Origin of the sequence: Kitasatospora sp. NPDC051853 (assembly GCF_044452665.1) — a bacterium.
In the GTDB taxonomy this organism is placed as follows: domain Bacteria; phylum Actinomycetota; class Actinomycetes; order Streptomycetales; family Streptomycetaceae; genus Kitasatospora.
This window is the reverse complement of the sequence record NZ_JBITBY010000023.1, coordinates 1-23,245: the sequence shown is the minus strand read 5'-3', so window position 1 is coordinate 23,245 and position 23,245 is coordinate 1. Positions and strand designations below refer to the sequence as shown.

Sequence of the window (23,245 nt, the reverse complement as noted above, 5' to 3'; positions counted from 1 at the left end):
GCGCCTACTTCCAGGCCCAGATCTTCCCGGTCGCCTTCCCGTCCTGGGCGGTCTCCCATTCGAAGACCCCGATGAGGCCCCGCAGCTCCGCGAACGCGGCGGAGTCGGAGGTGAAGATGATCGAGCCGCGCCAGCTGATCGAGCCGTCCTGGTTGAACCGGCCGACGCCCGAGCCCTGCCAGGTGACGGAGTCACCCGAGGCGCTCATCGTGATGCCCTGCCCCGTGCCCTGGAGGGTGCCGTCGGCCCGTAGCCGGGCCTCGTAGGTCCCGGTGTCCGCCACCGGGGTGCCCAGGAGCGCGCCGGTCGCCTGGAACGAGCTCTCCATGGTGGGTGCCAGTCCGTGCTCCCCGGGGAGCACCCGCTGCACCGTGACGTTGCCCTGCAGTTCGCCGAGGAGGTCGCCGAGCATGACCGTCTCCCTTCGTGAGCCCCCTGTCCTCCGGACTACGCCCGCCCGGGAGAGGTGTCAAGGCGGGCCGATGCCCCGTCACCAACGGTCGGTGACGGGGCATCAGAGGGTGAGTCGGAGGGCTCAGAGGTCGAGGCCGGTGAGGACCATGACCTTCTCGTAGGTGAAGTCGCCCATCGCGTACTTGACGCCCTCGCGGCCGACGCCGGAGTCCTTGACGCCGCCGTACGGCATCTGGTCGGCGCGGTAGGACGGCGCGTCACCGATGATCACGCCGCCGACCTGGAGCACCTGGTGGGCCTTGAAGGCGGCCTGCAGGTCGCGGGTGAAGACGCCGGTCTGGAGGCCGAACGGCGAGTCGTTGACCAGCGCGAAGGCCTCGTCGGTGGAGTCGACCTTGTGCAGCGAGAGCACCGGGCCGAAGACCTCGGCCTTGGCCAGGATGGCGTCCTCGGGCAGGTCGGCCAGCACGGTGGGGGCGTAGGTGGCGCCCTCGCGGGTACCGCCGGCCAGCACCTTGGCGCCCTTGGTGACGGCGTCCTCGACCCAGGACTCGACGCGCTTGGCGGCGTTCTCGTCCACCAGCGGGCCGACGTCCACCGTGTCGTCCGACGGGTCGCCGGTGACCTGGGCGCCGACCTTGGCGACGACCTTCTCCACCAGCGCGTCGTAGACGGAGGCGTCGGCGATCACGCGCTGCACCGAGATGCAGGACTGGCCGCCCTGGTAGTTGGAGAACATCGCGATCCGGGTGGCGGCCCAGTCGAGGTCGGCCTCGGAGGACCAGTCGGCGAGCACCACGGCGGCGGCGTTGCCGCCGAGCTCCAGGGTGACGTGCTTGCGCGGCACCGAGTCCATGATCTGGTAGCCGACCTTGTCCGAACCGGTGAAGGAGATCACCGGCAGGCGCTCGTCCTTGACCAGGGCCGGCATCTTCTCGTTCTCGACCGTCAGCACCGACCAGGAGCCGGCCGGCAGCTCGGTCTCGGCCAGGATCTCGCCGAGCAGCAGCGCGGAGAGCGGGGTGGCCGGGGCCGGCTTGAGGATGATCGGGGCGCCGACCGCGATCGCCGGGGCGATCTTGTGGGCGACCAGGTTGAGCGGGAAGTTGAACGGGGCGATGCCCAGCACCACGCCGCGCGGGAAGCGGCGCACCACCGCGAAGCGGCCCACGCCGCCCGGGTCGGTGTCCAGCCGCATGGTCTCGCCGTTGGTCCGGCGGGCCTCCTCGGCCGCCCAGCGGAAGACCGAGGCGGCGCGGCCGACCTCGCCGCGGGCCCACTTGATCGGCTTGCCGTTCTCGGCGGTGATCAGGCGGGCGATCTCCTCGGTCCGCTCGGTCAGCCGGCGGGCGACGTGGTCCAGCGCGGTGGCGCGGACGTGCGCGGGGGTGGCGGCCAGGGCCGGGGCGACCGCGACGGCGGCGTCCAGCGCCTCCTCGACCTGGGCGTCGGTCGGGATGCTGACCTTGCCGACCAGGCTGCCGTCGTACGAGTGGCGGACCTCGAACTCGGCGTCGCCCGACGCCTTGCGGCCGGCCAGCCAGAACTCATGGGTGGTGGTCACGGTCGTACCGGCCCCTTCTGTCGTCGTGTGGTGCTCTACCGGATCCACGGTAGGGGCGCACCCGCGCGAGCAGGATTGGACACGGCGGCGGACTGCGGCACACCGCCACTCCGGATCGGCACGTGGCCCGGCGACGATCGGCGATCTCGGGGCGCACGTGGCTGCGCCACCAGGGGCGCGAGGCTCAGCTGATGTGCGGCGCCGCCGCGTGGGCGCGCAGGGGAACGGCGGCACGTGCAACTGGCTGACGGCGATTCAGTTGCCGGTGGTCCGCCTTCCGAAGCGCGCCCACGCGGCGGAGCCGCATATCAGCAGAGCCCCGCGCCCCTGGGCGGCTGCAACCGAGCGTCGCGCGCTGGAGCAGGCTCAGTCCTCGCCCGCGCGCAGCGCCAGCCAGAGCTCCATCCGGACGTCGGTGTCGTCCAGCGAGCGGCCGAGCAGCTCCTCGACCCGCTTCATCCGGTAGCGCAGGGTGTGCCGGTGCACGCCCAGGTCGGCGGCGGCCGCGTCCCACTGGCCGTGCCGGGAGAGCCAGGCGCGCAGCGAGGCGACCAGGTCGCCCCGGGCGGTGCGGTCGTGCTCGCGCAGCGGTCTGAGCAGGCCCTCGGCGAAGGCGGTGACGGCCTCCTCGCCGAGCAGCGGCAGCAGCGAACCGGCGCCGACCTCCTCGTGGTCCACCGAGCGGCGCCCGCCGCGCAGTGCCACCGCGAGGGCCCGTTCGGCCTGGGCGAAGGCGGTGCCGGCCTCCTCCACGGTGCAGGGGGCGGAGACGCCGAGCGCGATCCCCTCGTGCTCCTCGGCCGCGCCCAGGCAGGCCCGGTGGGCGGCGCCGCCGTCGGGGGCGAGCACGGTGAGGCGGGGGCCGTGCGGCCCGTCCTCGCGGGAGACCAGCAGCCGCTCGCCGACCCGGCTGCCGGCCTGCTCGGCGCGGTCGCCGAGCTCGTTCAGCGCCTCCGGGTCGCCGTTCGGGCCCAGGCCCCCGACCAGCACCCGGACGGTGCCCTCGGGCAGGCCGCCGAACAGCCCGGCGGCGACCTGACGGGCCGTCGCCGCCTCGCCGGCCAGCACCATGCCGAGCAGGGCGGCGCCCATCCGCTCCTCGGCCTGGCGCAGCTCGCGGGAGCGCTCCAGGGTGAGGGTGAGCAGGGCGACGGCCGCGTTCAGCACGTAGCGCTCGGTGGGGGTGATCCGGTCCTCGGTGCCGACCGCGAGGAAGCCGCGGGCGCGGCGGTCGGCGCCGAGCGACTGGACCACCACGTAGTCCTCGTCGGCGGTGTCGATGCCGGGGGCGCGGCCCTGGAGCGCGGCGCTGGACGGGGCCGGGCGGCGGCGCAGCCGGTCCACCTCGGCGGCCAGGCGGCCGGCCCGGCGGGCGGCCCAGTCGGGGGCGACGGCGGAGAGCGCGCCGGAGCCGTCGTAGAGCGCGGCCCAGCCGCCGAGCCGGGCGGCCAGGCGGCGCACCACCGCGGTGGTGCCGTCCTTGCCGAGGGCGGCCCTGGTCAGCTCCTCCTGGGCCTCGAAGCTGGTGGTGACCGCCTCGTACTGCTCGGCGGCGAGCGCGGCCGAGACGGCCTTGCTGATCGCGATGAACGGCGTGGCCTCCGGCACCCGCAGCAGCGGCAGGCCGCGCTGGGCGGCGGCGTCCACCAGGGCCTGCGGCACCTCGGTGTGCGAGAGCCCGACGCCGAGCCCCAGCCCGACCACGCCCGCGTCGGCCAGCCGGTGCACGTACGCCTGGAGCTTGGCGGCCGCCTTGCCGAGCTTGATGCCGGTGGTGAGCAGCAGCTCCCCGCCCTCCAGGAACGGAGTGGGGTCGTCCAGCTCGCTGGTGTGCACCCAGCGGACCGGCCGCTCCAGGTGGTCCGCGCCGGCGAGGACCGTCAGGTGGAGCGAGCTGTTGCGGACGACGGAGGCGAGTGTGGGGGGCATGGCACCTTCGGAGGGTTTGCCGCCGGGGACGCGCCGTTGCGGCCTGGCGAGGAGGGCTTCTCCCCCCATTATGGACGCTCCGGACAAGCGGACGGACCGAATCCTCCGGACCGTAGTCCACCGTTCCGGGGCCGCTCCGCTACTGCCCCCTCAGGTCGACCAGCAGCGGCGGGACCTGATCACCCGTCACCGAGGCCAGCGAGATCACCGCGTGCCCGCCGGGCAGCGCGTGCGCCAGGTCGGAGGGCGACCAGCGGTGCCGCTCGACGTCCCGCACGGTGACGCTCTCGGTCTGCGCGGCGGTGCCCGAGAGCGCCTTGCGCAGGCCCCGGCCGGCCTTGCGGAACATCCCGCCGGAGGTGTCGGGGGTGTGGGTGACGGCGGTCTCGCGGACCAGGTGGGTGCCCCAGGCCTCGGAGAACAGCTTGCCGTCCCAGGGCGCGATGCCGGGGAAGGCCATCCGGCAGCCGACCGCGCCGAACAGCGCGGTGCGCAGCGCCTCCGGCAGGTCCACCAGGGTGCGCAGCAGCAGCACCGCGCCCGCGTTGGCCCCGCGCATGCCCTGCAGACCGCGGACCACCTGCGCGTCCACCGCCGCCGAGGCGTCGTCCACCACCAGTCCGGCGAACAGCGCCCGCTCGGTCCGGGCCCCGGCCGCCTGGACGAACTGTCCGGTGAGCAGCCGGGAGAGCATCCGGGCCGCCTCCGGGTGGCTGCGCTCGGGCAGCTTCACCCGCACCCGCAGCGGGTGGTCCAGCACCCGCATCGCGAAGGCCGGACGGCCCGGGCCGTCGCCCGGGAAGTGCCCGGCGAAGGCCGGGCGGTCCAGCAGGGCCAGCCGGTCCGCCAGCAGCGCGCCCGGGTCGTCGGCCCGGCCGTGCTGGCGCTCCCGGTGCTGGAGGTCGGCCTCGTGGGGTGCCAGCCGGCCGGTGTCGTCCAGGGTCTGACGGAGCGTCTGCCAGGCCGCGGCCGCACCGCCGAGCAGCGCGCGCAGCTCCCGCACCCCGGGGTAGCGGCCGTACGCGGCGTGGAACGGGCCGACCGTCTGCTGGAGCGCGGCCCGGGCCGCCTCGCCGCGCGGCGCCAGCTCGTCCGGCAGCAGCGCGTCCGCCAGCCGGGCGGCCGCCTGCTCCACCTCGGCGGCGGCGCCGAACAGGTCGAGCCCGTACGGGGAGGACGGGTCGCCCGGGGCGATCACCACGTCGTACCAGTCGTCCGGGCCGAGGTCGGCCTCCGCCGAGCCGAGCACCACCGCGCAGGCGGTGCCGGCCAGTGCCTGGAGGCAGAGCGCCTCGGCCAGCGGGCGGGCCAGCCTGGCGGTCTTGCCGGTGCCGGCCGGGCCGACCGCGAGCAGCGAGGTGCCGAGCAGGGAGGGGTCGAGGGCGAAACCGGTGGCCCGGTGGGCCTGCGGGTTCTTCACCACGTCCTGGGCGGTGCCGAGCCGGACCTGACGGGTCAGCAGGTCGTGGCCGGGGCCCCGGCCGGCCAGGTCGCGGGCCTCGGAGGGGTGCGCGCAGGCGGCGCCGCCGCGGGCCGCGACCTGCTCGGTGAAGGCGGGCAGCAGCGCCGGGTCCTGGTGGACGGTCTCCCAGGCGCGCTGGATCCGGACGTAGTCCACGTCGCCGACCGGCCGGGCGTCCAGCAGCCGGGCCGCCTCCGCCGCGCCGCCGAGGCGCAGCGCGGCCCACGGGTCGGTGAGGCCGGCGGGCTCGGCGTCCGGGGCCGGCTCCTCCCGGGTGACGGTGCGGGCCAGCAGCGGGGCGACCCAGCGGCGCCAGACCTCGAGCCAGCGGCCCATCCGGCCGAAGACCCGGATCACCACGGCGAGCACCAGGCCGTACACCAGCAGCGCGAGGAAGGTCGTGACCCCCGCGCCCATGCCGTCCCGCAGGCCGAGCAGGTCGATCACCCACCAGACCAGGTCCGGGGCGTAGATCTGGACGATCCAGGCGACCACCGCGTTCAGCGCCGCCCGCCACAGCAGCGGCCCGGCCGGGACGGCGGCGGCCTCGCGGTCGGCCTCGCTGCGCTGACGGTGGTTCAGCCGCCAGACGCCGGGGGCGAGTTCGGGTCTGGGCGCGTTCACCCAGGCGCCGAGGTCGAACGGCGCGACGCCGCGCTGCGGCGGCACCACCGCCTGGCCCGGATCGGCCGCCCGCTGCCCGTAGGTCCCGTCCAGTCCCATGTGGCGGCCCCGCTCCCTCTGCCCGCGCTCCCCCGTTGGAAGGTCGGCACCAATGTAGTGGAGCGGAGCCTTCCCGCCCCCTCTTCCCACATCGGGCGGGGCGATCTCGCGCGCTGGCCGCCCCGGACAATTCAGGTGGCCCAGTGCTACCGAGTGGCGCATGCCCGGCGGCCGTACCCGGCCGTAGCCTGCGAGGACCGCGCCTTGTAATTCCGGGCCCCTAGACATGGAGAACACACGATGAGCGCTGCAACGCCGCTTCCGCAGGAGCGTCGCCTGGTCACCGCGATCCCGGGCCCGAAGTCGCAGGAGCTGCAGGCCCGCAAGCTGGGCGCGGTGGCGGCCGGCGTCGGCACCACCCTGCCGGTGTACGTCTCGCGCGCCGGCGGCGGCGTGCTGGAGGACGTGGACGGCAACTCGCTGATCGACTTCGGCTCCGGCATCGCCGTGACCAACGTCGGCAACAGCGCGGCCGCCGTGGTCGCCAAGGCCACCGAGCAGCTGGCCGCCTTCACCCACACCTGCTTCATGGTGACCCCGTACGAGGGCTACGTGGCCGTGGCCGAGCAGCTCAACGAGCTGACCCCGGGCGACCACGAGAAGCGCACCGCGCTGTTCAACTCCGGCGCCGAGGCCGTCGAGAACGCCGTGAAGATCGCCCGCGCCTACACCAAGCGCACCGCCGTCGTGGTCTTCGACCACGGCTACCACGGCCGCACCAACCTCACCATGGGCCTGACGGCGAAGAACATGCCGTACAAGCAGGGCTTCGGTCCGTTCGCCCCGGAGATCTACCGCGTCCCGGTCGCCTACCCCTACCGCTGGCTGACCGGCGCCGAGAACTGCGCCACCGAGGCCGCCGCCCAGGCGATCGACATCATCAACAAGCAGATCGGCGCGGAGAACGTCGCGGCGATCATCATCGAGCCGATCCAGGGCGAGGGCGGCTTCATCGAGCCGGCCAAGGGCTTCCTGCCGGCCATCGTCGAGTACGCCAAGGCCAACGGCATCGTCTTCGTCGCCGACGAGATCCAGACCGGCTTCTGCCGCACCGGCCAGTGGTTCGCCTGTGACGACGAGGGCATCGTCCCGGACCTGATCACCACCGCCAAGGGCATCGCCGGCGGTCTGCCGCTGGCCGCCGTGACCGGCCGTGCCGAGATCATGGACGCCGCGCACGCCGGCGGCCTGGGCGGCACCTACGGCGGCAACCCGGTGGCCTGCGCCGCCGCGCTCGGCTCCATCGAGACCATGAAGTCCGAGGACCTGAACGGCAAGGCGCAGCACATCGGCGAGGTCATGCTCGGCCGTCTGCGCGCCATGCAGGAGAAGTTCGACGTGATCGGCGAGGTCCGCGGCCGCGGCGCGATGATCGCGGTCGAGCTGGTCAAGCCGGGCACCAAGGACCCGAACCCGGAGTTCACCGCCGCCGTGGCCAAGGCCTGCCACGCCGAGGGCCTGGTCGTGCTGACCGCCGGCACCTACGGCAACGTGCTGCGCTTCCTGCCGCCGCTGGTGATGCCGGAGCACCTGCTGGTCGAGGGCCTCGACATCATCGAGAGCGCCTTCGCGGCGGTCTGATCCCGCCGACCCCGCTGACGCCGCGTCACGCGTGAGGGGCCCGGTCCGCACGGACCGGGCCCCTCCGCTTGCTCGCTCCGATGCGACCGGCGGATGCGCGCGCTGGATGCGCGCGGTGGCTGCACGCGCAGTGGTGAAGATGCTGTGGGAAACCGTGCCGCCCGCCCTGTGCGGCCTGATTCTGACGTACTGTCATGACAGATGGACAGCGAGCCACACTCCTTACCGACGACGCCCACCGTCCCCTCGGGGACAGCGGCAGCCGAGGACCGATCGACCGACCGTCCGGCCCACACCCCCCGGGGCGCACGGAACGGCGATCTCCCCAGCCGCCCCGGAGCTCTCCCCCCTGCTCCGGGGCGGCTCTCGCACGTCCTGGCGGGGTTCTGGCTCCCGGTGCTGCTGCTCGCCGTCCTGGCGGCGGTCTCCTGGCAGGTGGCCGCCGACGGCCCGCTGCTGGAGCTGGACGACTGGGTCCGGCGCACCACCCGGGCCGTCCGCACGGGCCTGCACAGCACCCTGCTGAACCACCTGGGCGCCGGCCTGGCCGACCTCGGCGGCCCGGTGCCCGCGATGCCGGTGCTGCTCGCCGCGGCGGCCCTGGCCGCCCGGCGCGAGCGGGCCGCCGGGCGGCGGCGCTGGTGGTACCCGCTGCCGATCGCCGCGGCCGCCGGACTGCTGGTGCCGCTGCTGGTGATCCCGGCCAAGGCGGCGTTCGCCCGCCCCGGCCCGTTCGGCGTGCCGCTGGCCGCCGACCAGCTCGGCTGGTACCCCTCCGGGCACACTGCCACCTCGGCCCTCGCCTACGGCACCGCCGCCCTGCTGCTCGGCCCCACCCTGGCCCGGCCCGCGCAGCGGTGGCTGTACGGGCTGACCGCACCGCTCTGCCTGGGCGTCGGGGCCGGGCTGGTGTGGAGCGACTACCACTGGCTGCTGGACGTGGTGGCCGCCTGGTGCCTGACCGGGACGGTGCTGTGGTGCCTGTGGCGGTACGTCATCCCGTGGGCGCGCGGCCGGAGCTGACTACTCGTCGGGCGCGTCGTTGCGCTGCACGGTGCCGGCCACGCCGCCCTCGCGCTGCCACGCGACCACCAGCTCGTCGCGGGTGCCGAAGCGGACCAGGTGGCGGCCGACCACGTCCTCCAGCTGCGGGAGGCTCTCCTCGGCGCCCTCGACCACCAGCAGCAGCGCGCCCTCCTCGGCGGTGAGCGTGGCGGTGCCGGCGGTGAAGACCAGCTCGCCGCGGCCGCTCTCCTCGGACCAGTCGGCCTGGATCTTGCGGCCCATGTGGGCGGCCAGCTGCTTGCCGTAGCGGGACGGACGGTCCGTGAGGACACGGGCCTGGGAAACGGACATGTCGGTGACTCTCCTCGGTTAGATTAGGCCAGCCTAAGTGAATGGTGAGCCAAGCTCAAGGTATTTCGGCGGCGACACCCCCGGATGGCGGACCGGCCGCCCCGATACCCTGGTCACCACCTACCGCCCCCAGGAGCCGCCCCCATGTCCGTGCCCGCCGCCGAGCCGCCCGCCGAGACCGCAGCGGACCTGGCCGACGCGCTGACCAGGGCGATGAAGCGGATCCGGCGGCAGACCATGGTGCGGCTGGAGCCCTACGGCATCACCCCCGGCCAGGCCCGGGCCCTGCGCACACTGGCGCACGCCCCCGGCTGCGAGGGCCGGGAGACCATGCGGCTGAGCGAACTCGCCGAGCGCCTCCACATCGCCCCCCGCTCCGCCACCACCGTGGTGGACGCCCTGGAGGAGGCCGGCCTGGTCGAGCGCACCCCCGACCCGGACGACCGCCGGGCCGTGCGGGTGGTGCTGACCGCCGACGGGCACGGCGCGCTGGAGCGGATCGGCCTGGTCCGCCAGGAGGTCGCCCAGGAGTACTTCGGACCGGTCAGCCGAGCCGAGCAGGAGGCTCTGCTGCGGGCCCTGCGGTCGGCCGAACTCGCCTTCGAAGCGGCCCGCCCGGCCGACCGGGGCTGAGCACCCCGGGGCTCGGCGTCCCGGGACGCAGCGCGGTGAGCCCGATGCCGAGCACCACCAGCAACGCGGCCCCGGCCCCCAGCGGGCTGATCCCCTCCCCCAGCAGCAGCCAGGACGAGGACATCCCGAACACCGGCACCAGCAGCGAGTACGGGGCCACCGCCGAGGCGTCGTAGCGGCCCAGCAGGAAGCTCCAGGCCATGAAGCCGAACAGGGTCGAGCCGAGCCCGACGTAGAGCACCGCCCCGATCCCGGCCGGGCTCAGCGCCGCGAACGCCTCCCCCGCCGCCGCCGGACCCTCGAACAGCAGCGAGAGCGCCAGCAGCGGCAGCACCGGCACCGCGCTCATCCAGACCATCCAGCGCAACGCGTCGGCCGGCGCGGCCTTCTTGGTCAGCACGTTGGACAGCCCCCAGAACGCCGCCGACAGGATCACCAGCGCGAACGCCCCGACCGGGCCGTCCAGCCCCCGGTCCACCGCCGCCAGGCCGATCCCGGCGAAGGCGACCGCCAGCCCCGCGATCCGCTGCCCCGGCGGACGCTCGCGCAGCAGCACGGCCGCGAACACCGCCGTGAAGACCGCCTGGCTCTGCAGCACCAGCGAGGACAGCCCCGAGGGCATCCCCGCGTTCATCGCGAAGAACAGCAGCCCGAACTTGGCCACCCCGAGCGTCAGCCCCACCGCCACCACCCAGCGGAACGCCACCCGGGGCCGCCCCACGAAGAACACCGCTGGGACCGCCACCACCGCGAACCGCAGCGCCCCGAACAGGAACGGCGGGAAGTGGCCGAGCCCCACGTGGATCACCACGAAGTTGACCCCCCACACGGCGGCGACCAGCACGGCGAGGGCGATGTGACGGGGGCTCATCTGCATGCCCGTCAGCATGGCCCGGCCCGATCGTGTAGCACCAGCGACATGTCCTACAGGGCATGCTTTAGCATCGCTGCACGATGCCCTGGAAGGGAGGCTCCGTGATGGACCTCGGACGGCTCCGCGCCCTGCACGCCGTCGCCGTGCACGGCTCGGTCGGCGGCGCGGCCGCCGCGCTCGGCTTCACCCCCTCGGCGGTCTCCCAGCAGATCGCCAAACTGGAGCGGGAGACCCGCACCGTGCTGCTGGAGAAGCAGGGCCGCGGCGTGGTCCTCACCGACGCGGCCCGCACCCTGGCCGACACCGCCCGCGAGGTGCTCGCCCTGGTCGAACAGGCCGAGGTCACCCTGGAGCGCCAACGCGGCCGGGCCGTCGGCCGGCTGCTGGTCGCCGCCTTCCCCACCGGCGCCCGCGGCGTACTGCCCGGCGCGCTCGCCGCCCTCCGGCAGGACTGCCCCGACCTGGACGTCCGCCTGCTGGAGTCGGACCCTTACCAGGCCGCCGAACTGGTCGCGCGCGGCGAGGTCGACCTCGCCCTGGTCCAGGACTGGCCCACCGTGCCGCTCCCCGTCCAGGACGGCCTCTCCCGGCTCGACCTCGGCAACGACCCGGTCGACCTGCTGCTGCCCGCCGAGCACCCGCTCGCCGCCTTGGCCGTGGTCCCCGTGCAGCGCCTGCTCGGGCAGCGCTGGACCAGCGTGCCGCCCGGCAACATCTGCCACGACTGGCTGGTGCGCACCCTGCGGGAGGCCGGCGAGGAGCCCGACGTGGTCTACCAGGTCGGCGAGTTCGAGACCCAGATCGCGCTGGTCCGGGCCGGGCTCGGCCTCGGCCTGGTCCCCCGGCTCGGCCGCGGCCCGCTGCCGCCCGGGGTGGTCGCCCGGCCCGTGGTGCCCGAACCGGCCCGCCGGGTCTTCGTGCTCTGGCGGACCAGGACCAGTCGGCGGCCCGCCGTGGCCGCCGCCCTGGCCGCCGTCCGCGCACAGTGGGACGCCACCCACTGACCGCCCGTCAGCCCCGGCCCGCCCCCGCCCGTAGGTCCATGCCCGTCGGCTACTCGGCGAAGCCGATCACCAGCCACATGAACGCCACCCCGAGCACCGTGCAGATCAGCGTGGTGCGGGACGGGTGCGGGCTGTGCGCCTCCGGCAGGATGTCGGAGGTCGCCAGGTAGAGCAGGAAACCGGCGAAGAACCCCAGGTACAGGCCAAGCGCCTGCTCCGGGATGGTGAACAGCAGCGTGATCGCCGCGCCCGTCACCGGCGCCAGCGCGTCCGCGCCCAGCAGCGCCAGCGCCCGGCGGCGGTCGTTCCCGTACATCCGGGTGATCGTGTAGGTGTTGAAGCCGTCCGCGAAGTCGTGCGCCACCACCGCGATCGCCACCACCGTGCCCACCGTGCTGCCCGCCTGGAACGCCGCCCCGATCGCGAAGCCGTCCATCAGACTGTGCGTCACCAGCGCACCGGCGGCGGTGAGTCCGACCCCCTGCTTGCCGCCGTGCGCGTGGCCGTGGGAGTGCGCGTGGCCGTGCGAGTGCTCCGCGTACTCCGTCTCGTGGCCGCGGTGGATCGCCACCGCCCGCTCCACCACGTGGATCGCCAGGAACCCGGCCGCGAACATCAGCAGCGCCTGCGGCACCCCGTGCAGCTCCTGCGGCGCCGCGTGCATCGCCTCCGGCAGCAGGTCGAAGGCCACCACCCCGAGCATCAGCCCGGCCGCGAACCCCAGCACCAGGTGCCGACGGTCCCCGACCCGCTGCGCCACCAACCCGCCGAGCAGCGTCATCAGGAACGCCCCGGCGGCCACCAGCACCGCGGTCATCGACGGCCCTCCCGCTCGTCCGCTCCCGATGGGGCCGGACGGCTGCGCGGACCGCTGCCCACGGGCGCAGACGCCCGGCCCGGACCGGAGCAACAACCCCAGGCCCTGCCGGCCAGCCTCTCCGCCGCCCGGGCCACCCGCCCGCCGGACGGTCCGTCAGGGTGACGGCCCCTCACCTCCGGCCACGGTCCCCCGATCCGCCTCACACCCACCCGGCCCCTCCTCGACACCACCTGACCGAAGCGCCCATCCTCCCAGGACATCCGCCGCCCCCCGCCACGGGCCCGGAGCACGGAACGTTCTGCGGTGGCCGTGGCCACCGACACGGCCACCGACGGGACCGATCCCCTCGCCGCCCGCCCCCGGCCCTGGCACCCTGGCCCCATGGGCAGCTTCCTCGGCCGGCGACGGCACCCCCGCTCGGCCGGCGCCGCCGAGGCCGCACTGGCGGGACTGCTCGCCGAGTGCGAACTGCTGCGCGAGCTCGCCGACTCGGCCGGCGTGCGGCTGGACGACAGTGAGCACTCCCTCACCGCCCTCGACCAACTGCTGCCCCGCTGGCGCGAGAACCCCGGCCTCTCCGAGCGGCTGGGCAACGACGCCGGGCTCTACCTCGGCACCGTGCTGCGCCGCACCGTCCCCGGCACCCGCTGGCGCCTCGGCCCGGAGGACCGGCCGCTGCTGGTGCTGCCCGGCGGCCGCGAACTGGACGTCACCACCCTCGGCCACGGCTGGGCCGACCAGGGCTCACCCCCACTGGCCACCGCCTACCTCACCGCCACCGACGGCTGACCGCCGCGCTCGCACCGGTCCCGCCATCCGCCATCCGCAGGCCGTAGCCCGCCTCCCGCCTCCCGCAGCCGCGGGCCTTCGCCCTCGCGGGCTCAGCCACCCGCCCCCAGCAGCATGCCGAGCTGACTCTCGGTCAGCTCCCGCACCCCGTCCCCGTCCACCAGGTGGATCTGCGGCAGCTCCGCCGCAAGGTCCAGCGCCGACTCCGCGAACCGGCCCGTGGTCAGCCGCAGCCCGCGCTCCGCCCCCTCCTCCCGGACCGCCTCGACCAGCGTCCGCAGCTCCGCCGCCGCGACCTCGGCCCCGCCCCGGGGCCGCGAGGCCCAGACCACCCACCTCCCGGGCAGTGCGCTGCCCTCCTCCCCCACCGCCGTGGCCACCAGCCCGGCCGGGCCGCGCAGCCGGACGCTCCACTCCGCCAGGCCGCCCCTGGTCAGCAACTCCCGCACCAGGTGGGCGAACTCATGGGCCGACAGGTCCTCGGCGGTGGGCACCGTCATGCCCGCCTCCGCACCCGGCTCCACCCCGACCAGGCCGTACGGGTCCGGCGAGACCGCCGCCGACAGCTCCCGCAGCCGCACCAGCGCCTCGTCCTGCTCGGCGTCCGCGTACAGACCGCCGTAGGCACCGTCGTCGGCGGCACCGTCGTGGCCGGCGCCGTCCGTGCCCTCCCCCGGCTCCGGGCCCTCCCCGGCCCACCCGTCGCCGTCCGCCACCGCCGGGAGCAGCCGGGTACGGGCCAGCGCGTCCCGGTCCGCGTCCACGCTGAGCAGGCAGAGCGGGGCCCCTGAGGGGGTGTCACGGAGCCAGCCGTTGAGCACGACGCCGGTCAGTATCTCGTCGGTGTCCACCGCGTCCGCCGCCTGGAGCGCGCGCAGTGCAAGCCGGGCGACCAGCCGCAGGTAGTCGTTGGCCCGGTCGGCGAGCGGGCGGGGCACCGGCTCCACGGTGTCCTCGGTGGTCAGCCGGTAGCCGTCCAGCGAGGGCACCAGGGCCAGCGGCGGCAGGTCGAGGTCGAGCACCGCCGTCCTGGTCAGCGGGCGGAACACCGCCCGGCACGGCGCGGCCAGGTCCAGCGTCGCCCCCTCGGCCGCCGCCAACGCCCGCTCCAGCAGCGACTCCACGGCCGCCGGCTCGGCCAGCCGGTAGGCCCGGCGGCACTCCTCCAGGCTGTCGTTGTACTCCTGCACCGCCCGGGCCCTGGCCTCCTCCAGGGCCTCGTGCGCCCGCCGCTCCGCCGAGGCCGAGTCGTCGGCCGCGGCCGCCCGCCCGGCGCGCCACTCCCGCAGCGCGCGCTGGTGGCGCAGCCGGGCCTGCGCCAACTCCCGCTGGTAGCCGGAGTCGAGCAGCGGACGGCCCGCGCCCTCCGCCCCCTCCTGCGGCTCGGGGACGGGCGGCGCGAAGTCCTCCCAGCGCGGCTCGGGGCCGTCCGGGCCGGGCTCCTCCGTGCCCCCGGCGGCCGGGAACGGCCGGGGGCGGTAGCTGCGCAGCTGGCTCTCGAAGTCCATCGCGGAGACCGGCAGCGCGGCCCGCCGCAGCAGGTCGGCCAGGTGCTCGTGCTCGGCCCGGACGGCGGCGGTCCGCTGGTGGCTGAGCACGGCGGCCCGCCCGCGCGCGGCGACCTCGTCCTCCGCGGCCTCCACACCCGCCGCCTCCGGGGACGGCTCGGCGGGAACGCCCGCTCCCCCGTCACCCGCGGCCGCCCCGGCCTCCTCCCCGACGCCGAGGTCGCTGAACAGCGAGGCCAGGAAGCCGGGTTGGAGCGTGGCGGCGGCGGTACCGTCCGACTGACCCTCAGGTGCGTACTGCATCGGTGGTCGTACCCCCAAGCTCGTCCGGCTGCTGTAAGGCATTGTCCACCGTCCGGGCCGCCCGAGGGGCCGACTCCCGCTCCCGCACCGCCGCCTGGCGGCCCGTCAGTTCGTCCTGGTGTTGGTCAGGTGCAGCCCGATGTAGCCGACGTAGATCCGCCCGCTGCCCGAGCAGTCGTCGAGGTAGTGCAGGCGGGGAGCCGTGCGGCCGCCGCCGATCCGCAGGTGCGCACCCATGAACGCACGCCGGGAGGAGTCCACGCACTCCGGCACCGGGAGCATCCGCTCGCGCTTCCACTTGGTGTGGCTCTCCACCGTCCGGGACTCGCCCCGGACCGCCTTGCGCGGCGGGAAGCGGTGGCAGCCGTCGGGGGTGTGCTCGCACCACTGCTTGAAGTCGCCGTGCGCCTCGCCCCGGACCGCCGCGGCCGCGTACTCCTGGAGCGCCGTCAGTCCCTCCCAGGTGAGCCGCGCCCAGCCGGTGCCGTCGCACTGGCCGTCCAGGGCCAGCGCCTCCTTCTGGTCACCGGTGAACTCCAGCAGCGGGAACTCGCCGAAGCGGCCGACCAGTTCGCCGAAGCTGACCGGGCTGCCGTCCGACGGGCGGGCGGTGCAGAGCCGGCCGGAGAGCACCTGCACCTGCGCGTTCGCCCGGCGCAGGGCGGTGCGCTGCTCCTCGCCCACCGCGAGCAGCATCCGCTCCCGGCGGCGTGACCGGTGCAGGCTGTGCCGCACCCGCTGCAACTCGTCGGCCCGGGCCTGGCGCTCAGCCCTGTCCACCGACCGATGGGCCGCGCCCGCCGCCTCCGGGGACGGCTCGGCGGGCGGCTGGTAGACCGGGACGGCCGCCAGCTGGGCGGGCAGCGGCAGCTCGGCGGCCAGCCGCCCCGGCTCGCGGGCCAGCAGCGCGGCCGCCCGGCGGACGTCCTCCTCGATCCGGTGCCGGGGCAGCACCGGGTGCCGGCCGCCGTCCGCCCGGGAGGCCGGATCCACCTCGGGCAGGTAGGTGCGGACCGCGCCGCCGTAGACCTTGTGGTACTCCAGCGCGACGTTGAACAGCGGCAGTGCCTCGTGGTCCAGCAGGTAGAGCGCGGCCAGGCCGGTGAGCTGCCGGGTGAGCTGGCGGCCGGTGTCCTCCAGCCAGGCGGCGGTGGTGGTCGCGGGCGGGAGGCTGGCCACCACCACGGGCAGGGTGCGGTCCGGGTCGCAGAGCTCGTCGATGAGGGCCTCCACGCCGGCGGGCCGGACGACCCGGGGGGTGTCTCCGATCCGGACCGGGCCGTCGGAGGCGTCGAGCAGCGGCAGCAGCTGCCGGGCCAGCTCGGGCACCGGCACCCGGCCGCCGGCCCGGAGGCCGGGGGCGGACGCCAACTGCTCGGCCTCCAGCCGCACCCAGCTCGGCCCGTCGGGGCCGGCCGAGGCGACGGTGAGGGTCAGCTGGTCGGTACCGTGCGGGGCGGGGGTGCGCAGCCGGCGGCGGAGGTAGCCGCCGGGGACCTCCCGGAGCTCGCCGAAGTCCCGGTCCAGCAGGACCCTTTCGCCAAGGCGCAGGCGCTCGGCCGGGAGCCCCGCGGTACCCGGCGGGGGCTCGTCCCGCCCCTCCCGCTTCAGCCAGGCGGCCAGCAGCTGGTCCGCCAGGGCGGCCACCTCCTGCCGGGGGCGTGGGGTGGTCAGCGTCATCCGGTACGGCGTCGGGCGGTCCAACCGGCCCGTCTGCGACGCGGGTTGTCCCGCTCGCCGGCCGTCTGATCGACTCGTGGACTCTGCCGGGCTGTGGTGTGGCGTCATGCGAGGTACCTCCCGTGGTGCGGGGTGGTTGGGGTCTGACGTCCTCCGTCTGCGGGGTGGTCGGGCGGCGCCGCACCGGACTTCGGTGCGGTTCCTTGTTCCAGGAAACGCAGGTGCCCGGAGCGGAAGTTCCAACTCCGGGCATGGTTAATTCGTTCGAGTGTCACTCGGTTTTGGCCCGCGCCTGCTGGGCCAGACTCTCAGGCTGGGCTCCGGGCCCGCTCCGACGACTCCGTCAGGTCCCCCCGAACCGGTGTCCAGGCCCCGCTCAGGCCTCCACCGGCACCTCGACGAAGTCCCGGCCCACCGGCTCGGCGACCGCCGCGCCACCGGTCGCCTCGGCCAGCCAGACCTGAAACTCCGTCACCCCGGCCTCCGGGACGCCGACTTCGATCCGCACCCCGTCCGCGGCGTACGCCAGGTCGCGCACCACGTGACCGGCCGCCCGCAGGTCGTTCTCCAGCCGCCCGGCCCGGGTGTGGTCCGTCTGCACCGCGAGCACCGCCACCGGCCGCCGCTCCAGCAGCCCGAGCTCGTCCACCGCCTCCGAGACGGCGGTGCCGTACGCCCGGACCAGGCCGCCCGCGCCCAGCTTGATGCCGCCGAAGTACCTGGTCACCACCGCCACCGTGTCGGTCAGGCCGCGCCGGCGCAGCACCTCCAGCATCGGCACCCCGGCGGTGCCGCCGGGCTCGCCGTCGTCGCTGGAACGCTCCCTCGGGTGCTCCCCGCCCACCACGAAGGCGGTGCAGTTGTGCCGGGCGTCCCAGTACTGCTTGCGGATGCCCGCGATGAACGCCTGGGCCTCCTCCTCGTCGGCGACCCGGGCGAGGTGGCAGATGAACCGGGACTTCTTGATCTCCAGCTCGTGCACGCCGGAACCCCGAACGGTGAGGTAGGGCTTGGGGGTCGGCTCCGACATGGGGCGGTGGGTCTCCAGACGCGAGAAAAGCCGGCAGGGACGGTGATCGTCCCTGCCAGCTTAGGCGGGACCGCCGCCGGGCCGGGCGCAGGCCGGCACCGGGGCGGCCCCGCCGCGAGCAGCGGCCCGCGGGCCCGGCCTCAGCGGCCGGCCAGCGCGTCCAGCTGCTTGCGGTCCAGGCCGGTCAGACCGGTGACCTCGTCGAGGTCCACCGCGCCGCAGTCCAGGCCGCGCAGCACGTAGCCGCTCAGCGCGCGCGCGGTGGCGGGCTCGTCCATCACGTCGCCGCCGGCCTTGGCCACGTAGGCCGCCAGCCGCGCCGCCGCCGCCTTCAGGCCCTCGCGGTAGAAGGCGTACACCGCGACATAGCGGGTCGGCAGGTGCGCCGGGTGCATGTCCCAGCCCTGGTAGTACGCCCGCGCGAGCGAGCGGCGCACCAGGCCGTGGTGGAGCTTCCAGGCCGCGTGCACCTGCTCGGTGCCACCGGTCGGGATCACGTTGGTGGAACCGTCCGAGAGCCGCACGCCGGTACCGGCCGCCGCCACCTGCATGACCGCCTTGGCGTGGTCCGCGACCGGGTGGTCCATGCTCTGGTAGGCCGCGCTCACCCCGCAGGAGGCGCTGTAGTCGAAGGTGCCGTAGTGCAGGCCGGTGGCCCGGCCCTCGGCCGCCTCGATCATCAGGGCCACGGTGGCCCGGCCGTCGGGGCCGAGGATCGCCTGGGTGGTCTCGATCTGGATCTCGAAGCCGATCCGGCCGGCCGGCAACCCGGCCCGCCGCTCGAAGTCCTCCAACAACCGGACCAGCGCGGTGACCTGGGCGGCGTAGGTGACCTTCGGCAGGGTCAGCACCAGCCCGTCGGGCAGACCGCCCTCGGCGATCAGGGTGGAGAGGAAGAGCTCCAGGGTGCGGATGCCGCGGGCCCGGACCGGCGCCTCCATGCACTTGATCCGGATGCCGACGTACGGCGGGGCGGTGCCGTCCGCCACCGCGGCGGCGACCAGCCGGGCGGCCCGCACGGCCTCGGCGTCCTCCTCCGCGTCCGGCCGCGGGCCGTAGCCGTCCTCGAAGTCGATCCGCAGGTCCTCGACCGGCTCCCGCTCCAGCTTGGCCCGGACCCGGGCGTGGACGTCCGCCAGCAGCTCGTCGTCCGACACACCGAGCGCCTGCGCCAGCTGGGCGGGGGTGGCGGCGTGCTCGTCGAAGGCAGCCAGCGCCTGGGCGCCCCAGCTGCGGACGGTGTCGGCGGCGAAGGCGTCGGCCGGTACGTAGACCGTGTGCACCGGCTGGCGGCTGCCGTCGTCACCCGGGTAACGCCGCGTCAGATCGGCGTCGACCGGGGCGAGCAGCTCCTCGACGGCGGCCAGGGCGGCCTCGGAGAACTCGACGGACTGGCTACCGTCCTTGGCCTGCGACATGCGGAACCCTCCACGCCTTCAACAGTTTGTTGAGGCGAAGGTAACGGCGCGGCTCGCAGACCGTCAATGGCGGATCCTCCGAGAGACCTCAGCCCAGGCCCAGCTCCATGAAACGTTCGTTCAACTTGGGCCAGACCCGCTCCACGTCCTTCGCGACCACCGAACCGTCCCGCCCGCTGCCCTCCAGGCCGTACTCCGCGGTCAGGAAGTCGGCCAGCTGCCGGGGGTCCGGCTGCTGCTCGAACTTCTCGATGTACCGGGTCAGCGCCTCGAAGCAGACCTCCGGGTCGAGCGGAAGAGCCGGGCCCACCGGACGCCGCTCCGTCTCGGCCGGCACCTCGACGGCCGCCTCCTCCTCGAACGGCAGCTCCTCCACGTACCCGGCCGGCACCCCCTGCGGGGCCAGCTGCTCCAGCCGCACCGGACGCCGCACCTGCGGCTGTTCCTGCGGGCCCCGCTGCGGCTGCTCGGGCTGCTGCGACTGCTGCGGCTGCTGAACGGGTCCCGGCGCCGGGACGGGCTCGGCCTGCGGCTGGGGCGCCTTGAACCAGGGCGACGGCTGTCCCGGCACCCGCGCCGTCTGCACCGGCTCGCTCGGCTGCGCCGGGGAACGGACCGCCCGCGCCGTCCACACGTTCAGCTCCGGCTCGGTCGGGACCGGCCGCGGCTCCGCCGCACTCGGGTCCTGCGCGTCCCGCAACCGGACCGCCGCCAGCTTCGCCAGCGTCGGCGCCGCCAACGCGGCCGTCACCTGCGCATCGGACACGGCCTGCGCATCGGCGACCGGCTTCTCGTGCACGGGTGCCTGCTGAGCAGGAGCCTGCTGCACCGGGGCCTGCTGGACGGGGGCCTGCTGGACGGGGGCCTGCTGCTGCGCCGGAGCCGACTGCACCGCCCGGCCCGCACCCGCAGCAGCCACCGCGACGGGCGCGGCGACGACCTCGTCCTGACCGGCCGTCACCTGAGCCGCCATCACCGGCAGCGCCCGGCCACGGGCCGGGCCCTCCGCCGGGGAACCCTCCAGCGGACCGTCGATCCGGTCCAGGATGCTCGGGTCCAGCGGGACCCCGTACTTGGCGAGCTTCAGAGGCAGCAGCGCCTGGAACGGCGCCGAGCGGCGCCAGCCCCGGCCGTACCGGAACCGCAGCTGCGCCCGGTACACCAGCCGGTTCTGCTCCAGCCGGACGGTCTCGTCGTACGACCGCAGCTCCCAGAGCTTCATCCGCCGCCACAGCCGGAAGGTCGGCACCGGCGACAGCACCCAGCGCATCAGCCGGACCGAGTCCATGTGCCGGTCCGCGGTGATCGCCGCGATCCGCCCGACCGCGTGCCGGGAGGCCTCCACCACAACCACGAACAGCACCGGGATGACCGCGTGCATGGCCATCCCCAGCGGGTCGCCCCAGGAGGCGGCGGCGTTGAAGGCGATGGTGGCGGCCGTCAGCAGCCAGGCCGTCTGTCGCAGCAGCGGGAACGGTATCCGCAGCCAGGTGAGCACCAGGTCCAGGGAGAGCAACACCACGATGCCCGCGTCCACACCGATCGGGAAGGCGTACGAGAAGGCGCCGAACCCCTTCTCCATCGCCAGGTCGCGCACCGCGTTGTAGGAACCGGCGAAGCCGATGCCCGAGATCAGACAGGCGCCGGCCGCGACCACACCGAGCAGGGCGCGGTGGGCGCGGGTGAGGGACGGACGTGCCATTCGATGATCAACCCCTGGGATTCGGCGGCTGCCGGACTCGGCCGTTGCTGCCGGATCCCCCCATCGAGGTTCGGGACCACCACGCCGGCGACCGTCTCGGCCCACCGGATACTACTCGTACGGGCGTTCAGTCGCCGCGTCGCCCTCCGGTCTGGACCACCTCCGCAGGCGTGCCGTTGAGGTGCGCCAACACCGCCAGCACACGGCGGTTGGCGTCGTCCGCGGGTGCCAGCCCCAGCTTCGTGAAGATATTGGCAATGTGCTTGGCCACCGCCCCGTCACTGACCACCAGCCGGCTCGCGATCGCCGAGTTGGAACGCCCCTCCGCCATCAACCCGAGCACCTCCCGCTCCCGCGGCGAGAGGCACTGGAGGGGCTGCGAACGCGACCTGCTCTCCAGCAACTTGGCGATCACGTCCGGGTCCATCGCCGTCCCGCCCGCCGCCACCCGACGGATCGCGTCCACGAACTGGTCCGCGTTGAACACCCGGTCCTTCAGCAGGTACCCGATCCCGCCCGTGCCGTCCGCCAGCAACTCCCGCGCGTAGAGCTGCTGGACGTGCTGCGAGAGCACCAGCACCGGCAGACCCGGGATCTCCCGACGGGCCGCCAGCGCCGCCTGCAGACCCTCGTCCGTGAGCGTCGGCGGCAGCCGGACGTCCACCACCGCGACGTCCGGCCGGTGCTCCAGCAACGCCGCCAGGAGCTCGGGCCCGGTCTCCACCGCCGCGGCGATGGTGAACCCGTGCGCCTCCAGCAGCCGGGTCAGCCCTTCTCGGAGGAGGTAGAGGTCCTCGGCGAGGACAACGCGCACGGCAGCTCCATGGTGATGGTGGTCGGACCGCCCAGCGGACTGCTGACGGACAGGACACCGTCGAAGGTACCCAACCGCCGCTCGATGCCCCGCAGTCCACCGCGCGGCGTCTTGGTCGCCCCTCCCCTGCCGTCGTCCGTGACGGTCACCCGCAGTCGGCCCGCCCGGTGCAGGATGTCCACCCAGACGTGCTGCGCGCCGGAGTGCTTGGCCGCGTTCACCAGCAGCTCGCTGATCGAGAAGTAGACCGCCGCCTCCATCGGCAGCTCCGGCCGGGACGGCAGGCCGACCGTCACCTCGACGTCCTGGGTGCTGTCCAGCGCCAGGGCGCGGACCGCATCCCCGAGCCCGCGCTCGGCCAGCACCGGCGGGTGGATGCCCTTCACCAGGTCACGCAGCTCCTGGAGCGCCTTCGCCGAGGACTCCCTCGTCTCGGCCAGCAGCTGCTTGGCCGCGTCCGGGTCGCTCTCCAGCAGGTGCTCGATCGTCCCGAGCGTCAGCCCGATGGACACCAGCCGGGCCTGGGCCCCGTCGTGCAGATCCCGCTCGATCCGCCGCAGCTCCGCCGCCTGGCTACCCACCGCGTCCGCCCGGGTCTCCGTCAACTCGACCACCCGGCGGGTGAGTTGGATGTTCGACGCCCGCCCGTTCGGGTCGAGGATGCGGCGTGCCAGATCGGCGTGCACCCGGAGCGCGTGAGGCAGCAGGGCGAGCGTGAGCAGGACCATCGTGCCACCGAGCACCGCCGAGATCAGGGCCGCGCCGGCACCCGACACCGGCCCGTAGGTCTGGTAGGTCATGAACCCGCTGAAGGTGAGGATCACACCACCCAGCCCGAAGCCGACGACCGGCCCCAGCAGGACCAGCACCGCGACGGGATTCACCAGCAGCCAGACCATCTCCGCCCGCGTCGCCGGATCCCTCAACGACCAGTGCACCAACTGCGCCGCCCTGGCCACCCCTTGGCCCCGGTGGTACGAGTACCCCGTCCACCAGTACCCGCGCTCGTCCATCTCCAGCTCCGGCCGCGCCGTGTACGACACCGGCACCTGGACTCCGCACCGACGCTCGATCTGCGAACGGGTCCAGCCCGCGTTCAACCGCACGGCCGGCGAGGCCATCAGCACGGCGGCGGCCAATGCCAACACGAAGGCGAACAGCGCACCCGCATCGCTGTACCCGGTGACCGCCAGCACCGTGCCACTGACCAGCAACGCCCCGAGAACCGGCGCCGCCACCCCCGGCAGCGAGCTGACCACGACCGCCCCCAACCACCCGATGGAGCCGATCCCGGTTCGGACGAGATCCACGGCAGCTCGGTACAGCGGGGCGGCGGGGTTCGGAGGACTGACTGTGGTCACCTGACGGCTCCTGGAACGTGACTGACTCGACTTACGGTCATCAGTGTTGCCCGGAGGCCCGTGGTGGCGCACTGGTCATCACTCCCCAGTTCGGGGTGGTGCTAGGTCCACCCCCGGACGGGGCATTTCGTTCCGGAAATGCAGAAAGCCCCCGCCGGGAGACCCGGCGGGGGCTTTCTAGAAGAATTGTTCGGCGGCGTCCTACTCTCCCACAGGGTCCCCCCTGCAGTACCATCGGCGCTGTGAGGCTTAGCTTCCGGGTTCGGAATGTAACCGGGCG

Annotated in this window: 19 protein-coding genes and 1 rRNA gene; 5 read left to right on the top strand and 15 right to left on the bottom strand. The window is 74.5% G+C overall.

Annotation, left to right across the window (positions count from 1 at the left end; genetic code table 11):
- Positions 1–4: 4 nt before the first annotated feature.
- From ACIA8O_RS39125 to ACIA8O_RS39110, 4 genes are all read right to left on the bottom strand, one after another.
- Positions 5–412, bottom strand: coding sequence for a hypothetical protein (locus ACIA8O_RS39125; RefSeq protein ID WP_396298855.1), 408 nt, complete (start codon positions 410–412; stop codon positions 5–7).
- A gap of 123 nt (positions 413–535) precedes the next feature.
- Positions 536–1,978: an aldehyde dehydrogenase family protein gene (locus tag ACIA8O_RS39120; protein ID WP_396298854.1), complete on the bottom strand. Its 1,443-nt coding sequence runs from the start codon at positions 1,976–1,978 to the stop codon at positions 536–538.
- Positions 1,979–2,344: 366 nt separating this feature from the next.
- A complete protein-coding gene (locus tag ACIA8O_RS39115; RefSeq protein WP_396298853.1) occupies positions 2,345–3,907 on the bottom strand; it encodes a PucR family transcriptional regulator in 1,563 nt (520 codons plus the stop codon).
- Positions 3,908–4,046: 139 nt separating this feature from the next.
- The gene (locus ACIA8O_RS39110; RefSeq protein ID WP_396298852.1) at positions 4,047–6,092 is read right to left on the bottom strand and encodes an ATP-binding protein; all 2,046 of its coding nucleotides are present in this window, start codon (positions 6,090–6,092) and stop codon (positions 4,047–4,049) included.
- Between the two features lie 240 nt (positions 6,093–6,332).
- Between ACIA8O_RS39110 and gabT the strand changes: the two genes are divergently transcribed.
- Together gabT and ACIA8O_RS39100 are read left to right on the top strand one after the other, a co-directional pair.
- Positions 6,333–7,673, top strand: a complete 1,341-nt coding sequence (gene gabT / locus ACIA8O_RS39105) for a 4-aminobutyrate--2-oxoglutarate transaminase (RefSeq protein WP_396298851.1) — start codon at positions 6,333–6,335, stop codon at positions 7,671–7,673.
- Between the two features lie 396 nt (positions 7,674–8,069).
- Positions 8,070–8,696, top strand: a complete 627-nt coding sequence (locus ACIA8O_RS39100; protein WP_396298850.1) for a phosphatase PAP2 family protein — start codon at positions 8,070–8,072, stop codon at positions 8,694–8,696.
- On the opposite strand, the gene ACIA8O_RS39095 is transcribed toward ACIA8O_RS39100, so the two are convergent.
- Positions 8,697–9,029 carry a DUF2218 domain-containing protein gene (locus ACIA8O_RS39095; protein WP_396298849.1) on the bottom strand — a complete coding sequence of 111 codons (333 nt, stop codon included), beginning with the start codon at positions 9,027–9,029 and terminating at the stop codon, positions 8,697–8,699.
- Between the two features lie 144 nt (positions 9,030–9,173).
- Between ACIA8O_RS39095 and ACIA8O_RS39090 the strand changes: the two genes are divergently transcribed.
- Entirely contained in the window at positions 9,174–9,662 is a 489-nt protein-coding gene (locus ACIA8O_RS39090) for a MarR family winged helix-turn-helix transcriptional regulator (protein ID WP_396298848.1), read from the top strand.
- Here ACIA8O_RS39090 and ACIA8O_RS39085 read toward each other — a convergent pair.
- The gene (locus tag ACIA8O_RS39085) at positions 9,574–10,533 is read right to left on the bottom strand and encodes an EamA family transporter (RefSeq protein WP_396298889.1); all 960 of its coding nucleotides are present in this window, start codon (positions 10,531–10,533) and stop codon (positions 9,574–9,576) included. The genes ACIA8O_RS39090 and ACIA8O_RS39085 overlap by 89 nt on opposite strands.
- A gap of 104 nt (positions 10,534–10,637) precedes the next feature.
- Here ACIA8O_RS39085 and ACIA8O_RS39080 point away from each other — a divergent pair, with 104 nt between their 5' ends.
- Complete coding sequence (locus tag ACIA8O_RS39080) at positions 10,638–11,540, top strand: LysR family transcriptional regulator (protein WP_396298888.1); 903 nt, start codon at positions 10,638–10,640, stop codon at positions 11,538–11,540.
- 49 nt (positions 11,541–11,589) lie between these two features.
- Here ACIA8O_RS39080 and ACIA8O_RS39075 read toward each other — a convergent pair whose 3' ends face one another.
- Positions 11,590–12,357 carry a ZIP family metal transporter gene (locus ACIA8O_RS39075; RefSeq protein ID WP_396298847.1) on the bottom strand — a complete coding sequence of 256 codons (768 nt, stop codon included), beginning with the start codon at positions 12,355–12,357 and terminating at the stop codon, positions 11,590–11,592.
- Between the two features lie 384 nt (positions 12,358–12,741).
- On the opposite strand from ACIA8O_RS39075, the gene ACIA8O_RS39070 reads away from it, so the two are divergent.
- Positions 12,742–13,149 carry a DUF6278 family protein gene (locus tag ACIA8O_RS39070; protein ID WP_396298846.1) on the top strand — a complete coding sequence of 136 codons (408 nt, stop codon included), beginning with the start codon at positions 12,742–12,744 and terminating at the stop codon, positions 13,147–13,149.
- A gap of 92 nt (positions 13,150–13,241) precedes the next feature.
- Here the strand turns inward: ACIA8O_RS39070 and ACIA8O_RS39065 are convergent, their stop codons facing one another.
- The 8 genes from ACIA8O_RS39065 to rrf form a co-directional block, all read right to left on the bottom strand.
- On the bottom strand, positions 13,242–14,960 hold the full coding sequence (locus tag ACIA8O_RS39065; protein ID WP_396298845.1) for a restriction endonuclease: 1,719 nt from the start codon (positions 14,958–14,960) through the stop codon (positions 13,242–13,244).
- Positions 14,961–15,065: 105 nt separating this feature from the next.
- On the bottom strand, positions 15,066–16,640 hold the full coding sequence (locus tag ACIA8O_RS39060; RefSeq protein WP_396298844.1) for a hypothetical protein: 1,575 nt from the start codon (positions 16,638–16,640) through the stop codon (positions 15,066–15,068).
- 376 nt (positions 16,641–17,016) lie between these two features.
- The gene (locus tag ACIA8O_RS39055; RefSeq protein ID WP_396298843.1) at positions 17,017–17,670 is read right to left on the bottom strand and encodes a YigZ family protein; all 654 of its coding nucleotides are present in this window, start codon (positions 17,668–17,670) and stop codon (positions 17,017–17,019) included.
- Between the two features lie 140 nt (positions 17,671–17,810).
- Positions 17,811–19,088, bottom strand: coding sequence for a DUF6986 family protein (locus ACIA8O_RS39050; RefSeq protein ID WP_396298842.1), 1,278 nt, complete (start codon positions 19,086–19,088; stop codon positions 17,811–17,813).
- Positions 19,089–19,176: 88 nt separating this feature from the next.
- Positions 19,177–20,790 (bottom strand): DUF2637 domain-containing protein, encoded by a 1,614-nt coding sequence (locus ACIA8O_RS39045; RefSeq protein WP_396298841.1) that lies wholly within the window; start codon positions 20,788–20,790, stop codon positions 19,177–19,179.
- Between the two features lie 127 nt (positions 20,791–20,917).
- On the bottom strand, positions 20,918–21,604 hold the full coding sequence (locus ACIA8O_RS39040; RefSeq protein ID WP_396298840.1) for a LuxR C-terminal-related transcriptional regulator: 687 nt from the start codon (positions 21,602–21,604) through the stop codon (positions 20,918–20,920).
- The gene (locus tag ACIA8O_RS39035) at positions 21,556–22,914 is read right to left on the bottom strand and encodes a sensor histidine kinase (protein WP_396298839.1); all 1,359 of its coding nucleotides are present in this window, start codon (positions 22,912–22,914) and stop codon (positions 21,556–21,558) included. Before ACIA8O_RS39035 ends, ACIA8O_RS39040 begins: the two co-directional genes overlap by 49 nt.
- Positions 22,915–23,153: 239 nt before the next feature.
- Positions 23,154–23,245, bottom strand: a 5S ribosomal RNA gene (gene rrf, locus ACIA8O_RS39030); the annotation flags it as partial.